Origin of the sequence: Lacrimispora sanguinis (assembly GCF_044987295.1) — a bacterium.
Classification (GTDB): Bacteria; Bacillota; Clostridia; order Lachnospirales; family Lachnospiraceae; genus Lacrimispora; species Lacrimispora celerecrescens_B.
On sequence record NZ_CP173277.1, the window covers coordinates 2,023,781 to 2,040,256 of the forward strand.

At 46.2% G+C, this 16,476-nt stretch carries 9 protein-coding genes and 1 riboswitch; all 9 genes read right to left on the reverse strand.

The features are described 5' to 3' along the window. Positions 1-28 precede the first annotated feature (28 nt). On the reverse strand, positions 29-2,311 hold the full coding sequence (gene xdhA / locus ACHZES_RS09490) for a xanthine dehydrogenase subunit XdhA (RefSeq protein WP_038283626.1): 2,283 nt from the start codon (positions 2,309-2,311) through the stop codon (positions 29-31). A 188-nt stretch (positions 2,312-2,499) separates the two neighbouring features. Further along, positions 2,500-3,894 (reverse strand): NCS2 family permease, encoded by a 1,395-nt coding sequence (locus ACHZES_RS09495; RefSeq protein ID WP_395548135.1) that lies wholly within the window; start codon positions 3,892-3,894, stop codon positions 2,500-2,502. A gap of 81 nt (positions 3,895-3,975) precedes the next feature. Next, positions 3,976-5,256, reverse strand: a complete 1,281-nt coding sequence (locus ACHZES_RS09500) for an amidohydrolase family protein (RefSeq protein ID WP_038283628.1) — start codon at positions 5,254-5,256, stop codon at positions 3,976-3,978. Positions 5,257-5,407: 151 nt separating this feature from the next. Next, a riboswitch (purine riboswitch) is annotated at positions 5,408-5,503 on the reverse strand. Positions 5,504-5,777: 274 nt separating this feature from the next. Beyond that, complete coding sequence (locus tag ACHZES_RS09505; RefSeq protein ID WP_038283631.1) at positions 5,778-6,014, reverse strand: DUF3343 domain-containing protein; 237 nt, start codon at positions 6,012-6,014, stop codon at positions 5,778-5,780. 66 nt (positions 6,015-6,080) lie between these two features. Then, positions 6,081-6,986, reverse strand: coding sequence for a selenium metabolism-associated LysR family transcriptional regulator (locus ACHZES_RS09510; protein WP_154522216.1), 906 nt, complete (start codon positions 6,984-6,986; stop codon positions 6,081-6,083). Then, positions 6,983-8,125 (reverse strand): aminotransferase class V-fold PLP-dependent enzyme, encoded by a 1,143-nt coding sequence (locus ACHZES_RS09515; RefSeq protein WP_154522219.1) that lies wholly within the window; start codon positions 8,123-8,125, stop codon positions 6,983-6,985. Before ACHZES_RS09515 ends, ACHZES_RS09510 begins: the two co-directional genes overlap by 4 nt. 4 nt (positions 8,126-8,129) lie before the next feature. After that, positions 8,130-9,176, reverse strand: a complete 1,047-nt coding sequence (gene selD / locus ACHZES_RS09520; RefSeq protein ID WP_154522222.1) for a selenide, water dikinase SelD — start codon at positions 9,174-9,176, stop codon at positions 8,130-8,132. Between the two features lie 114 nt (positions 9,177-9,290). Further along, positions 9,291-12,980 carry a helicase-exonuclease AddAB subunit AddA gene (gene addA / locus ACHZES_RS09525; RefSeq protein ID WP_395548134.1) on the reverse strand — a complete coding sequence of 1,230 codons (3,690 nt, stop codon included), beginning with the start codon at positions 12,978-12,980 and terminating at the stop codon, positions 9,291-9,293. Further along, positions 12,970-16,431 carry a helicase-exonuclease AddAB subunit AddB gene (gene addB / locus ACHZES_RS09530; protein ID WP_395548133.1) on the reverse strand — a complete coding sequence of 1,154 codons (3,462 nt, stop codon included), beginning with the start codon at positions 16,429-16,431 and terminating at the stop codon, positions 12,970-12,972. Before addB ends, addA begins: the two co-directional genes overlap by 11 nt. Positions 16,432-16,476 lie beyond the last annotated feature (45 nt).

Consider the following 16,476-nt stretch of genomic DNA (forward strand, 5'->3'; position numbering starts at 1 on the left):
TTCCTCCTTACTATTCAGTTGTTACAGTTCAGAATAGTTCCTCTTCCTTGAACCGTTTAAATAAAGCCTGGGATGTCATTGGTATCTGGTACATGCTCACGCCTGTTGCATTTAAGATGGCATTACGGATTGCCGGAGCCACCGGACAGGCCGGAGGTTCACCCAAAGACTTAGTTCCAAATGCACTGGTTGGTTCATAATTTTCCACGAATTGGGCCTCCAGATGAGGATGGTCCATGGTAGTAGACAATTTATAATCCAGCAGATTGTCGTTTAAAGTTTTTCCAGTTTTTGCGTCAATGAGAAGCTGTTCTGAAAGAGCATAGCCGATTCCCATACTCATTCCTCCATGTACCTGAGCCTCGGCAAGAGCCGGGTTGATCAACTGTCCGCAGTCATGGACATTGATGATATTAACCAATTTCACTTTACACATCGGAATATCCACTTCTACCTCGGCAAAGCAGCATCCAAAGGAGTAGGCATTGGATTTTATCTGATAAGTACTCTCAGAGGTCAAATGCTCACTGTGAGACAGGCTGTAAAGAGCCTCCGTGGATAGTTCACCTAAGGTCATAAGCTCTCTTCCATCTGTGGTCCGCACAATCTTTCCATCTTTGATATCCAGGTTAAAGGACGGCATCCGGGTCAGCTCATAAGCATATTTTAAGATCCTCTCTTTTAATAAGAGTGCCGTCTGCTTTATGGCAAAGCCTCCTACATAGGTCTGTCTTGAGGCATAGGAACCAGTACCAAAAGGAGTGATGTCCGTATCCTGGCAGGAAATTACGTGAACCATTTCAAAAGGAATTCCCAGAGTAGCTGCTGTCATCTGGGCAAATGCCGTATCAGCACCCTGACCGATCTCTGTCTCCGCCAGCTGCACCTGTACCGAACCATCCTGATTGAGAACCATCCGGCAGGACGCGGATTCCAGACTGATGGGCCATACCGCTGTGTTATACCAGAATACAGAGCAGCCAACGCCCTTGCGTACAGGGCCGGTCTGGTTTTCGTATTCCTTCCTTTTCCGGTCAAAATCTATATAAGCCTTTCCCTTTTCCAAACATTGGTTAAAGGTGTCATAATAGTTTTCGTTTTTAGAAAAGCCATCCACATAGCCTACGGGCATCAGATTTTTACGGCGGAATTCCACCGGATCCATGCCGATAGCCAATGCAATGTCATCGGTCTGGCTTTCCACCGGGAACATAGCCTGAGGGATTCCGTAGCCACGCATGGCGCCTGCCACAGGCATATTGGTGAATACTGTATAAGCATCGCATTCTATATTTTCGCAGGGATATAACTGCGGGAAGGCATTCATGCCCTTAGCTGCAATTCCATGTCCGTGAGAAGCATAGGCTCCCTGATTGGAAAAGCACTCCAGTTTACGTGCGGCAAATGTACCGTCAGGGCGCACCCAGCTGATGATATGGCTGCGGATTGCGTGTCTTGTACGATTGCTTACAAATGTTTCCTCCCGGGTCACATCAAGCTTGACCAGACGTCCTCCCACGACCTTTGAAAGATAAGCACAAAGAGGCTCATACAAAGCATCCTGCTTATTTCCAAAGCCGCCTCCTATATAAGGTTTGATGATGCGGACGCTTCCCCACGGAATTCCAAGGGCCTGCCCCACGACTCTCCGGACGATATGAGGAATCTGGGTAGAAGATACTACTGATATTTTTCCATTTTCCATGCTGGCAAAACAAATATGGTTTTCAATATGGCAGTGCTGAACAACGGGAGTGTCATACCACTGATCAACTTTGATCAGCCCTGGTTCTTTAATGGCTTCTTCTAGATTCCCTTTTCTGATGCTGGAATGTCCCAATACATTACCCGGGTATTTCTCATGAAGACAGGGAGCTCCATCTGCCATAGCCTCTTGGACGTCAAGAACAAAGGGATATTCCTCATATTCCACCTTTAAAGCCGCGATTGCCTGCTTTGCAGCTATTTCATTTTCTGCGATTACTGCTGCCACATCATCGCCGCAAAAACGAACCCGGTCCGTTAAAAGAAGCCGGTCCGCCACATCCTGATGACTAGGATCTGTTGACCATGGATGTCCTGCTGTTGGGAAATAGATCTTAGGTACATCGAAGCAGGTCACTATCTTGACCACTCCCGGAATTTTCTCTGCTTCTGAGGTATCAATGGAGGTTACAACCCCATTGGCTTTGGTTGAGTGATAAATTTTAGCTACCAAAGCATTTTTCTCACAAAGATCATCGGTGTACTTAGATCTTCCCGTGACCTTATCAAGTGCGTCGACACGGGTAACACTTTTTCCGATTATCATATTTAAGCCTCCTATTTTTGATTCTGATGAGTAAACAGTTTTTCGGTCTTCCCTTATGATAAAGACTGACGGGGACGAGACTTTTTCAAAGCGCAAAACGCTTATCAAAGTGATGTCGCCGCCAGTCCCTGTATATTTTGACCGGTTATTAAGATTTTATTAAACTGTTTTATCAGTTGTTTTTTTATTTATATTAATATATATTTTAGGACAAATAATACTGCTAAAACATACATAAGGGTACTGATTTTCTTTTCTTTTGCTCTGCCTGTTAATACATTAATAACGACATAAGAGATAACTCCCATGGAGATTCCCTCGGAAATGCTGTACATAAAAGGCATAGCAATAATTGCGATATAGCATGGAATTGCCTCTGTGAAATCTGCAAAATCAACCTTGGTAACGGAAGTCAGCATTAAGAACCCTACCACTACCAAAGCCGGAGCCGTAGCAAAGGACGGAATGGCTAAGAAAATCGGGGATAAGAACAGGGATAAGCCAAACAAGATGGCTGCAACCACCGCTGTTAAACCAGTTCTGCCGCCTTCAGCAACACCAGCAGCGCTTTCTACGAAGGTAGTAGTTGTGGAAGTACCGAATAGTGCGCCTGCAGTTGTACCAACGGCATCTGCCATTAATGCACCCTTAATCTGAGGAAGCTTTCCGTCTTTATCCAGCATATCTGCTTTGGAAGCCACACCGATTAAGGTTCCCAGAGTATCAAACATATCAACAAACAAGAATGCAAACATGACTACCAGGAAATCCAGGGATAGAACTCTGGAGAAGTCCAGCTTTAAAAAGGTAGGACTCATGTCCGGAATACCAAAACCAGCGGAAAAATTAGGGAATACACTGAACATTCCAAGCTCTGCATTGGGCTGATATAAACCAATCGCCTCACAGATCATACCTAAAACCCAGGTAAAGATAATTCCCCACAAAATATTGCCCTTTACATTTTTAACTACCAGCACAGCTGTTACCAGAATGCCGATAATCGCTAATAAAACAGTAATGCCAACGGTATGGAAGGAACCATCCGCCAGAGACCCTTTAAAGGAAAACATTGTTACAAGAGTTGCCCCATCCACAACGATCTTTGCATTCTGCAGTCCGATAAATGCGATAAATAAACCGATACCAACAGATACTGCATGCTTTAAGTTTGTAGGAATTGCATTGAAAATCGCTTCGCGGACGTTGGTCAGTGAAAGTGCGATGAAAATAAGACCCTCAATGAATACGGCAGCCAAAGCCATCTCCCATGTATAGCCCATGTTAAGGACTACGGTATATGCGAAATACGCATTAAGTCCCATACCTGGCGCCAGTACGAAGGGATAGTTTGCAAGCCCTGCCATTAAAAGGGTGGCAAACAGAGATGCAAGTGCAGTAGCCGTAAATACAGCTCCGCTGTCCATTCCCGCGGCACTTAAGATGCTTGGGTTAACTGCCAGAATATAAGCCATGGTCATAAATGTGGTGATACCGGCTACGATCTCGGTCCTTGCATCTGTGTGATTCTCAGATAAGTGAAATACCCGTTCTAAGAGTCCTCCGCTTTTTTGTGTTTCCATACTTTACCTCCTTGTTAGTTAGAATATTTTCTTTGCTGTATTAAGATCTGCCCCATGCAGTTCTTTTTTTAATAAATAAAGCTAAAAAATTCTACTTCCCCCCGTATATTTCCCCTTTAAATGCCTGTCATCGGACAGATAGATGAATCGTTCCAGTCTCTCCCTTAAGTTAAGGACCTGAGGATGAGGCAAACCACTGTCATCCAGAATCAATGCGTCAAATTCATAGCCTTCCAGGAAGCTTCCCACCTTTCCAAAGAAAGAGCCTCCGCCTAAGGTACCTAAATAAAATGCCTCTTCTACAGTTAATGGCTTTAAGCTTTCATCTTTTAGCCTCCATCTAAGCTTTGACACCTGAATGGCATCTGCCATAGCGCGGAAAATGGATTCTCCGCTTCCTCCTGCCACGTCAGTTCCAAGCCCTACATTCAACTCATGGTCCAGATAAGTTCTGACCGGAGCGATCCCGGAAGATAAGTTGGTATTAGACTGTGGACAATGAGCGATATAAACCCCTCGCTCTTTTATTAATTCAATTTCCTCTTCGGAAGAAGATACACAATGAGCCATAACGGTCTTCCCGTTTCCTCCGAATAAGCCGAATTGATCATAAGCATCTCCGTAAAATTCAGAAGTCGGGCATAGTTCTTTTACCCATGCGACCTCCCCCTGGTTCTCCGACAAATGGGACTGAACCGGGAGTCCGTGCTCCTTCTGCAGCCTTCCCAACCGTTCCATCAGATCATCGGTACAAGACGGAATAAACCGTGGTGTAAGGATAGGCTTTACGTTTTCATATTTGGATCCTATTTCTTCAAGCCAGCGGAGAGTTTCCTGCTCCGACTCTTCTGCTCCCTGTTCCCGTAAGTAATCCGGTGAATTCCGATCCATATTGACTTTACCAATCATAGTCTTTAAACCGGTTTCCTCCATCAGGTCCATTAAAAGCTCTGTGGCCGGCCTGTGGATCGTTCCAAAGATACAGGCCCTTGTAGTCGCGCTTTTTTTCATGGATTCTGCAAAAATTCCATAAGCTTTTTTTGCATATTCCAGATCGGCATACTTGGCCTCCTCCGGAAATGTATTGGTATTCAGCCAGTCCAAAAGCTCTAAATCCATTCCCAGACCCCGAAAAGCAAACTGGGGCGCATGAATATGAAGATCCACAAGTCCGGGTACAATGAGCATATCTCCCCAGTCCTCCAAAGGATAATCTGTAAACTGCACAGGAAGTTCTTTATAAACTCCTGCCGACTTCCCATCCTGACAGACCAAGTACCCCTGCTCCACCGTCTTTAACGAGCGGACATCTTCACTGTAACAAATGTTTCCCTTCAAAACAAAATTTTTACCACCAGTCATAGAACCTCCTATTCCGTACCAGAAAAATCAAAAATGAGGCAGCCAAAATTGCGGCGTTCCATACATTCTGAAATTTTTACGCAATAAAAAACTACCGCTATTTCCATTTGTTCACACGCGCATAATAAAAACACAACAAAAAAGCCGGGCTTATTGTGGCGTGGAAACTTATAGGCAACTATTACGGTAGTTGGTAGAGACGCTCAACCAATTATGAGCATATATAAGTTCCTTTGAATACTGATACTAAAAAATCCTGTAATTTGTGACAGGTAGACTATATCATATTGTACAACTATTTGTCAATACTCATTTTATTTTTGTACATTATTTATAATTTAGTAGTATTCTTTCCAACCAAACCAATAATTGTCGGTAAATAATTCATAGATTTTTTCTATAAATAAAGTTTCATGCCGCATATTTAAAAAAAGAGAGTCATAAAGAAGCAACCGCAGCCCTTCCCCTCTGACCCTTTTTTCTTGAATCCGTTAAACTTTTCACATATTCCATGGAAATGTTTAGATCAAATATTCTCCAAACTTATCCCAATGGAGTCCCCTCGCCTCCATCCATTGACCGATATTTCCATCCCAGTCCGTTGGCATAGCCCAGGAAAGACCGCAGCCGGAAGAAATCTGTCTGGGAACCGGAATGAGTCGTCCCGGTATCCCCTCTTTCTGACATTGGGTCTCCATGGCAATGGCCTCCGCCGTTGTACGGAAGGTAATCACAATTTTTTGTTCTTTTTTTCTCATAATCTTTTACCTGCGTTGTATTAATAATACCAATTTCATAGGTTATTCCGATCCTATAGGAAGATTCTATAAATACGCATACAGTTCCCGGACAAAACGTATGAATAATCTGGCTGCCTTACCGGGCTTGTGATTTTTACTCCATACCATATACAATTTTCGGTAAACTTCCTGGTCTCCCAGTGAAAAACGAAGGAGGGAGCCCTGCTCTACATAATCATTCACAGCTGCTCCTGATATGATGGAAATACCCATTGCCGCTTCCACAGACTTTTTAATGGTTTCCTGATTGCTGATGGTTGCCACAATTTCCAGACGGTTTAAATCGACTCCCATATCCTGCAAATAGCGTTCCGCTTCTTTTCTCGTGCCGGAGCCTTCTTCCCTGACGATCCACCTCTCCTCATAAAGCTGCTCTATGGGAAACCCAGTTTTCTCATATTGGCGGTATTGGTCATTATTGGGGGTAATAATCACCAGACGGTCATGATAAAAAGGTTCAAATACGCAGGTAGGATCGGAGCCTGTGGTTCCTGTAAAACCAATTTCTACCAGCCCATCCTGAACCATCCGAACCACTTCCATGCTGTCCGCTTCCCTTAACTCCAATTGATTTCCGGGATAGGTTCTGGAAAACAGGGAAAGAATCTGAGGCAGAATATACTGACCGGGCACTGTGGAAGCACCCACGATGATTTTATTGGCTGTTTTAGAATCCTTCTGAGTGAAATCCCTGAGAATATTTTTTTCCAGCTGCAGCATCCGCCTTGCATTGTCATAAAGCAGCTCTCCCTCACGGGACAGCTCCACATCCTTAGTCGTGCGGACAAACAGCCGGACTCCCAATTCCTTTTCCAATGAGCTGATATGGGCGCTTACCGTAGGCTGAGTCAAATACAGTTTCTTGGCAGCCGCAGAAAAGCTTTTTCCTTCCGCTACACATACAAACGCTTCCAATTGTTTTAAATTCATAGGCTCAGTTCCCTCACAGCACGAATGGCTTCGTCAATCTCTTCTTCCTTATTATAATGGGACATGGAAAAACGCACGGCCCCCTGCTCCACTGTCCCAAGAGCCTGATGCATAAGAGGAGCACAGTGGGCTCCCGCCCTGGTATAGATTCCATAGGAACAGGCAAGCTCGTCAGCCACTTCTCCGGAATCGTAATCCCCAATGTTGAGAGCCACCACCGGGGCACGGAAAAGAAGGGCTTTTTCTGAAAAGTCCCCATATACTTTAACGCCAGGGATATCCGTTACCCCTTCATAGAACCGTCTCATAAGAAGAAGCTCCCTCTCCCGAATGGTTTCAATTCCGGTTTCTTTAAGATACAAAAGGGCTGCATGAAGACCTGCAATCCCGTGTCCGTTTAAGGTTCCCGCTTCCAAGACCTCCGGCATCTCCTCCGGCTGGGTCTTTAAATAGCTTTTCACTCCGCTGCCTCCTACCATATAAGGACGTATGGAAACACCCTCACGGACACAGATTCCTCCTGTCCCCTGAGGTCCCAAAAGTCCTTTATGCCCGGTAAAGCACAGCACGTGGATTCCCGTTTTCTCCATATCGATGTCAAACACTCCGGCTGTCTGGGAAGCATCCACCACCAGGAGAAGTCCATTTCTTTTACAGATGTTCCCAATGAGCTCTAAGTCGTTTATATTTCCAGTTAAGTTGGAAGCATGGGTACAGACCACTGCCTTTGTATTTTGTTTTACTGCCTTCTCGATGTCCTCATACCGGATCCTCCCCTTTTGATCTGCGGGAAGGATGGTAAGCTCTGCCCCCTGCTCTTCCATGCGGTACAAAGGACGAAGCACGGAATTGTGCTCCATCATGGTGGTGATCACATGATCACCCGGTTTAAAAAGGCCCTGGATGGCCATGTTTAAGCTGGCTGTGGAATTGGCTGTAAAGGCCACCCGGGAAGGATCTCCTGCATGAAAAAGCTCTGCAATGAGCCTTCGGGTATCGAAAATCAAGCGGGAGGCATCGAGAGACGCCCCATGAGCTCCCCGGCCGGAATTTCCAAAGGAACGCATGGCGTCAGTCACCGCCTGTATCACTTCCTCCGGCTTCCGGCAGGAGGTTGCCGCATTATCCAGATAGATCATGGCCTTACCTCAACTTTACTGATTTTCCTTCTTGCTCCACAACCCGCCCGATGATGCCGTAGGCTGTCTCCATTTGCACCTCTTTTAAATCCTTCATAATGTTTTTTGCATCCTCAGGGGAAACACTGATCAAAAGTCCGCCTGAAGTCTGGGGATCACAGAAAATATCACGGAGATATTCCTCTGTCTCTCCAAAATCCAGTTTTTCCTCTGTGTAGGAACGGTTCCGGTAAGCCCCTTCCGGAATAAGTCCCATTTGGGCAAGGCTTATTGCTTCTTTCTGAATGGGCAAATCCTTAACAGAGATTTCAATTGTAACCCCGCTGCCCTCCGCCATTTCAACCGCATGGCCTGCCAGGCCAAAGCCTGTGACATCAGTGCAGCTATGAACATCATAATGCTCAATGACCTGCTTTGCCTTTTTGTTCAAAGAGGTCATGACGCGGATCACTTCCTGCTTTGCCTCTTCTGATGCCATATCCGCCTTAACTGCCGTGTTAACGATCCCGGTCCCCAAAGGCTTTGTCAAAATAAGTACATCTCCCGGTTTTGCCTCGCAGTTTTTAAATACCTTGTCCGGATGGACAAAGCCGGTAACACTTAAGCCATATTTCGGTTCGTCATCCTGAATGGAATGTCCGCCGGCAAGTACGGCCCCTGCCTCAACAACCTTAGAAGCCCCGCCCTCTAAAATTTTCCCCAAAAGAGCCGGATTGACGCAGTTCGGCCATGCCACAATATTAAGAGCCACTTTTGGTTCTCCGCCCATGGCGTAAATATCGCTCAGTGCATTGGCAGCCGCAACCTGGCCAAAGGTATAAGGATCATCCACCACCGGGGTAAAAAAATCAAGGGTCTGGATCAATGCGGTCTCCTCGTTCACCTTGTAAATGGCACCGTCATCAGAGGTTTCAATCCCCACCAGCAGATTAGGATCCTCAAATTTTGGCAGGTTTTCTAAAATCCCGGCAAGAGTTCCAGGACCGATTTTAGCGGCGCAGCCGGCAGTTTTCGTCATTTGTGTAAGTCTCACTTCTTGATCTGGTATCATACCTGTTCTTCTCCTTATTCTCGCCCATGCTTTCTGGATATAGAGGTATCCCTGAAAGGGGGCTCCTCGTACTTATAGATATTTTCTATCACTATTTTAACATATAGTCGTTATTCAGGCCAGGGGTATTTCCTTTTCCAGAGCCATAGAATAAATAATTTTTTCTTTTACCTTTTTCCCCGTCATCTGTTCCAGCGCCCGCTGATAATAATTCATCTGCATCTGATACCGCTCAATGAGTATCTTTTCTTCTCCGGGCCTGATATGATCCGTCTTATAATCCACCAGAACCAGGCCTCCCTCTTCTTCCATATAGGCATCCATAATTCCCTGAATGAGGATCCGTTCATCAGAATCCCCTGCATCCATATCCCGGGCAGGAATTCCCACGACAAACTGCTGTTCCTTTTTTAAACGACCTGACAACTGAGCCGCAGCCAGCCGTTTTCCCATGGAAGAGTTTAAAAAGCCCATAAGCATATCCTCTGATAAAAGGGAAAGACTTTCTTCATCCATCCGCTGATCCCTTCGAAATCCATCCAGGGCATTTTGTAGGTCTTCTCTGGTTCTTACCTTTCCAAAATTCAAAAGCTCCAGAGCCCTGTGATAGGCAGTTCCCCGGAAAGCACCTTTCGGGCCTTCCTCTTTCCCTTCTTCTCTCAGGAATAAAGGAATCGTAGGCAGAAACTCGCTTTCCTCTTCATCCGTAAACTGACCCTGCTTTTTTAACTCGGATACGGTCAGCTTGGTATGAAGCTTAATATCAGCCTCATAGGGATAACGGTATTCAAAAGCAGCCTTTAAGTCTGCTGCAAACACCTCATCGTAAACCTTTCCCGTATCTAGGGAAAGGAGCGCATCCTTTGTCAGCTTTTTTTCAGCCTGGCGTTCTATCTCTCCCCCTACCAGACCGGAGACCGACAATTCCTTTAAAATCAGATTCCCGGTGTCTGCTCCTTCCTCCCCAAGGATCTGGGAAGGGGAATATTTTCCAGACAAACTCATGAGCATCCAGTCTAAGTAGGAATCCGCAGAACCGAGAATGGTGAAAGGGATCTGGCCCTCCACTCTTATAACGTCGGCAAAGCGTTCCAGCTTTTTGTCCAGATACCGGTCGAGTCCGGTCATCACAAGCTTTTCTTTTGCCCTTGTCATAGCCACGTAGAGCACACGAAGCTCCTCCCCCATGGCTCCAAGGTCCGTTTTTCTCCGAAGGACATGTTTCTTTAAGGTAGGTGCCTTGATCCGCCGATCAAGGTCCAGATGGTCGGTCCCTATGCCTAAGTCCGGGTCAATAAGGATCTTTCCATAGGAGTCCTGTTTATTAAACTTTTTCCCCATACCTGCCAGAAATACCACCGGAAATTCCAGTCCCTTGCTCTTATGGATGCTCATGACACGGACCGTGTTCTCCTCCCCTGCCAGGGAAGCTTCCCCAAAATCCGTATCGTATTTTTTTAGGTTTTCGATATAGCGGATAAAATGGAACAACCCGGTGTAGCTGGTCCTCTCATAGGCAGACGCCTTTTCCACCAGCATGGCAAGGTTGGCTCTCCGGACTTCTCCTGCCGGCATGGCGGAAATATAATCATAATACCCGGTTCCTTCATATAGATCATAAAGCAGTTCATGGATGGAAAGATAGGAGGATTTTTCTCTGTAAAGGGAAAGCAGTTCAAAGAAAGTCTTAAGCTTCTGAGACAGTTCCGGGTATTCCGGATCAGCCGCCTCTTCATATTCCTTCCTGTAATGCTGCCATGCTCCATATAATCCCCTGTCCTGGCCTTTTTTAGCCGTCTTTTTCCAGACAGCCATCAAATGAGCCATTTCCTCATCCGTTATCCTGCCAATGGGGGACTTTAATACTGCAGCCAGAGGAATGTCCTGCATGGGGTTATCAATGATATTCAGCATGGAAAGTATGGTTTCCACTTCAGGAGCGGTGAAATATCCGGTTTTCCGTTCCGCATAGGCCGGAATCCCTTCATTCATCAGAACGTTCACAAAGTCTTCCGCCCAGCCGCTTAAAGATCTTAGCAGGATTACCACATCTCCATATCCTGCGGTGCGGTAGCCTCCCTTTCCTCCCAGCCGTTTATCCCAGATCTGAAGGCCGTTTACCGGATCCGTCAGTTCTTTGATCTTCCCTGCAATTACCTTTGCCTCCATCTCCCGGCTGGTGTAATCGACAGCATCTTCATCAAGCTGCTTTAATAAGTTCCCTGACCCATGGATCATGAGAAATTCTGTTTTCTCCCCCACACGACCCTCAGCCTTAGGAAAATCCGCCCCCGGATGGAGTGCTGCATCCTTTGTATACTGTATATTCCCCAAGTTTTTTGTCATGATCTGGTAGAATACCTCGTTAATACTCTGAAGAACTTCATCCCTGCTTCGGAAATTCTGGTGCAGCTCAATTTTCTGGTATTTTCCTTCCTCTTTCGAGTAGGAATCGTATTTTTCTAAAAACAACTGAGGCCTGGCCAGACGGAACTGGTAAATACTCTGCTTCACATCACCAACCATAAATACATTGGGAGTTCCAAACCGCTCTCTGGAAATACTGCCGATCAGGGCTTCCTGGACATCATTGCTGTCCTGGTATTCGTCCACAAGGATCTCCTCGAACTGCCTGCTGAGCTCATCTGCCACCTCGGTGGTCACCGTCCTGCCATCTTCCTTCGTCAACAGGATTTCCAGAGCATAATGCTCTAAGTCATTAAAATCCACCAGGTTCTTTTCCCGTTTCTTTTCCTGATACCTTCGGGCATATTCTCCGGCCAGATGAAGCAGGGTCGCCACCGCGTCCCTTGTTCCACTGATATCGGATAGAACCTCATCCGGCGATTCAAAGCAGTATAAATCAAGGAGCTTTCCAACCGACTTTTTCACCCGGTCCCGAATGCCCGTTACAAATGCCTTCTTATCTGCATCAATATCCTTGCTCCGAATGGAAGCCAGGCGGTCGAAAGAGGCCTTTTTTAACTGCTCATTAAACGACTCATAATCCTCGGCAAGACTTAAACGGTCTAACAGCTGCAAGTCGTTAGCCAGCATGGGCAGATAAGCCTCCGGCCCGTTATCTTCCTCACAGACCTCCATGGCCTTCTTCACCTGAAATTTTAATTCCGAAAGCTGAAGCCCGGCATCCTTCATTAAAAATTTCATCCAGCCGGTATCCATGATCTGATCCATGTCAGAAGTCTCAAGCTCTTTTCTGCACTGGTCAAGCCACTCCATCGGCCAGGGATTGCTCTGGGAAAAGGTAAACACCTGCATGATATAATCTTCAATTCCCTTATCGGACTTTCCCGTGGCATAAGTTTCTACAAACTTTTCAAACAATGGATCTGCCTTCTCGTAATATTCTTCCAGCATATCCTTCATCACATCTGCCCGTAAAAGGATGAGCTCTCCCTCATCCCCCACTCGGAAGGCAGGGTCAATATCCAGCTTATTATAGTGATCCTTGATAAGCCCCAGGCAGAAACTGTCAATGGTGGTAATCTGAGCATAGGGAATCATGGCTGCCTGCATCTGTAAATGAGAGCTGTCCGGATTCTCCATAAGCTTTTCATCTACTGCCTTTAACACCCGCTCCCGCATTTCATCGGCAGCCGCCTTTGTAAAGGTCATGACCAGGAGCTGATCGATCCTAAAGGGAGCATCTCCTTCCGTGATCATGCGGATAATTCTTTCTACTAATACAGCCGTCTTACCGCTTCCTGCTGCTGCCGATACCAAGAGATTTCTGTTTCTGCTTTCAATGACGGCCTTTTGTTCCTCTGTCCAGCTAATCGCCATTTGATTCACCTTCCTCCTCTTCTCCCTCAATGACCGGCCATATTTCTTCGGATTTCAAGGCTTTAAATTTCCGGAAGCCATATCCGGTAGTCTTTAAATCAAATCCGCAGACCGCATGGTAAGGACAGTAATCGCAGGCGCTGCGGTTTCCCTGCTTATAGGGATTTACATCGATCACGCCGTCAAGGATCTCTCTTCCTTCTGACGTTAACTTTTCCCGAACAAACTGTCTTAATGCGGAAAAACGATTGCCGCCTGCAACCGATGACCTTGCTTCCTGAATGATCCCATTTTTCATGGCAACAGGAATTACATCAGATTCCGTTTCAATCTCATGATCCAGGTGCGTGATGGCATCTAAATCACTGTTGACCAGGCCATTCATGCGAAGCTGTTTCAATATCTTCCCGTTTATCTCCTCATCAGTCATGTCACCTTCCCTGTCGATGACCGGGTCGTTGATGTTATAATAAAAGATCCCGGCAGGAACCACAGACTTGTCCGGCTTTTTCCGCTCCTCCATCTCCAAAGCTGCATCCATGTAGACCACCAACTGAAGCTGAAGGCCGTAATACAGGGCCGTTAAGTCAAATGCCGTACTTCCTGATTTGTAATCAATGATCTTTACATAGACTTTATCTTCATCCTCGCATAAGTCCATGCGGTCAATCCTACCCCTTAAATGAATGGCTTCTTCCTTTGAGAGAGGAATCCTCATGGCATTTAACTGGTCGGCAGCGGAAAAGGAAACTTCAAATCCCACCGGGACAAAATCTCCTTTTTTCAGCTGCTCGGAAAGAGCCCACACCGTCCGGTCCGTAATCCGTTCCACCTTGCCGGCCAGATAGGCATTCCTGGCAGAGCTTTTTAAAATGGTATTGCCGTATTCTTCGGTTACCTTTGTCACGCATTCATGAACCAGGATTTTCCTTTCTTCCTCGGTCAGGGTCTTAAAATCCCTTCCTTCTTCTTTCATGCGCTGAAACCATAGGTCAATGGAATCATGAAACAGGTTTCCAATATCCATGGCAGCCAGTTCATATTCCTGCCTCTCCATTAACTCCAGCCCGTAATTTAAGAAATGGGCATAGGCACAGGAGGCGTACTGCTCCATTCTCGTAACGCTTCCGCTTATGACGGAACCGTAGAGAGCCTTTGCCGCCGCTTTTCCGATTCCTCTCTGATCATAGGCATAGAAAGCAGCTTCTGCCAGCCTCTTTCCTTCCTCCCTATGGTCCTCAGATAAAAGAAATGCCTTAAAAAGCTCCAAAAGCTTCCTGTCTTCCACAGTATTTCCAAACTCCCTAAGTCCCGTCGCCAGTCTGTCCTTTGCCTCCCTCATGGAAAGAGGAACTGCCGTCCTTAAAGGGGAAACTTCTAAAAGACCAGGAAACAATCGTTTCAGTTCGCCTACCAGAGTGGATGGGCGCAGACTTTTTCCGCTGCCATCCATGGCTGCATAGGATAAAACCAATCGTTTCTCCGGTTTTGTTAAAGCCAGGTAAAGATAAAATCTTTGCCGGAGTCCCTCTTCCCTGGCAGTCGGAGCCAGCTCCATATCATGACTTCCCAGAAATTCTCTTTCCCGGTCCGTAAATAAGCTGCTTTTTTCTTTTTTTACAGGCACGATCCCGTCATTGACCCCGACAAAGAACAATACCTTAATGTGATCCAGCCTGGTTCTGGTGATATCTCCCACCACCACACGGTCTAAAGTGGCCGGAATCAATCCCACCTGGATCTCCGAAAATCCGGCATCCAGAATCTCTCCATACTCTCTGCGGCTTACATGTTCTTCTCCTAAAAGCCCGGCAAGACGGTCAAATAAGTCTATAACCAGTCCGTAAACCTGGCTGTATTCCATGGCAAGGGTGAATTCGCCCATTTCCCGGAATCGTTCCTCGTAGGCCAGCATCTTTTCTTCGATTCCAGTCTCCATGAGAAGAACTGCCACTGCCCCGGTCATGGAAGCTACCGTGGAATCCGGATCTTTAAAGGCCTCTCTTAAACGTCTTAAGGGGGCCATAAGCTCTTCCCGGAATCCGTTTAGTTCTTCCAGATTAAGCTCCTTGCCTCCCCGGTACCAGCCTTCCCACGGGGCATCCCATCTTTTAAATCCCCTGATTCCCATGGCTATGACATAATTCTCCAGGCGGTCTATTTTCTCCTCATCCTCTTTCGCCGCAATGAGACCGGTTCTCAAATAGCGAAAAACAGATTCATAGGAAAAGTCTTTTTGAATGATCTCCATGGCAGCACGAATCAGCTCCACCATGGGATTTTTTAAAATGCTCTTTTTATTGTCCAGGAAAAAAGGAATTCCATTTAACTGAAACTGATGAATGATTTCATTGGAATAGCCCCCGATATCTCCGGTAATGACTGCCATATCCCGGTAGCGGAGCCCCTGATCCCGGATTTCTTCTTCCATGGAGCGGATCACAAAGGCGATTTCCTCATTTGGATTTAAAGCCTTAATCAGACGTATGGAATCGGAACCTTCCTGGCAGGATCTCCCCTTATAGCGGTATAAGTTTTGTTCCAGAAAATCCAGGGAATTTTCTCCGCAGCCGTTTTCTTCCGGGTTCTCTCCATTGGCCTCACAAAGGAAACGGACAGCCGGATGGTTCTTAAGAAGGATATCCTTTTCTTTACCGGCCTCTGTTTCTTTTGCCAGCTCATTTAATTTCCAGATCATCTGACGGCTCATGTAAAACAGCTCCTGAACTCCGGATCTTCTGCTCATGTTTTCGGCAGGGTCTATGGTCACTGTAACGATGACCCGTTTGCTGTAACGGAGAAAAAGCTCCAGGATCCGGTACTGGACCGGAGTAAAACCGGTATAGCCGTCAAGGGTGATCACGCTGTTCTTAATCAGTTCCGACCGTGGCAGAACCCGGCACAGCACATCTAAGATTTCCTCTGTGGTGATATATTTATCCTTTATGTAGTCCTTAAAACCCTGATAAATGACAGAAATATCGGAAAGCTTTTGTCGAAGCATAGGACTTATGGTATCCGGTATCTCCTCGTTCAGCATCTCCGGTGTTACGCCGTACTGATAAAGCTCTGACAGCATGGATTTTAGCTGGGAGATAAATCCGGACTTTGATAAATGTTCTTTATAAAGGACTAAGTCCTTTTTCTTATTGGCAGCTACCTTCCGCAGCACCATGGATTTTCCCATATCATCAAGAACCTGAGGACTTGAAATAGCAAGCTCCTCAAATACCCGGTAAGCAAGACGTTTAAAGCTTACGATATCAATATTCATGACCCCGTGGTTTGGATGAAGGGAAACGATCTCCTTCTGGGTCTGCATAGTAAACTGTTCCGGTACAATGGCGAAGTACCGGGTATCCGGTTCTTCTATGGATTGACGGATCAAATCCGTATAAAGGCGGAAGGTCTTACCGGAACCGGATCCGCCTAATATTAGTTGAAGGGACATAGCCTTTTTCGTCTCCTTTCCTACTTTTTACCCATGCATCCTGGG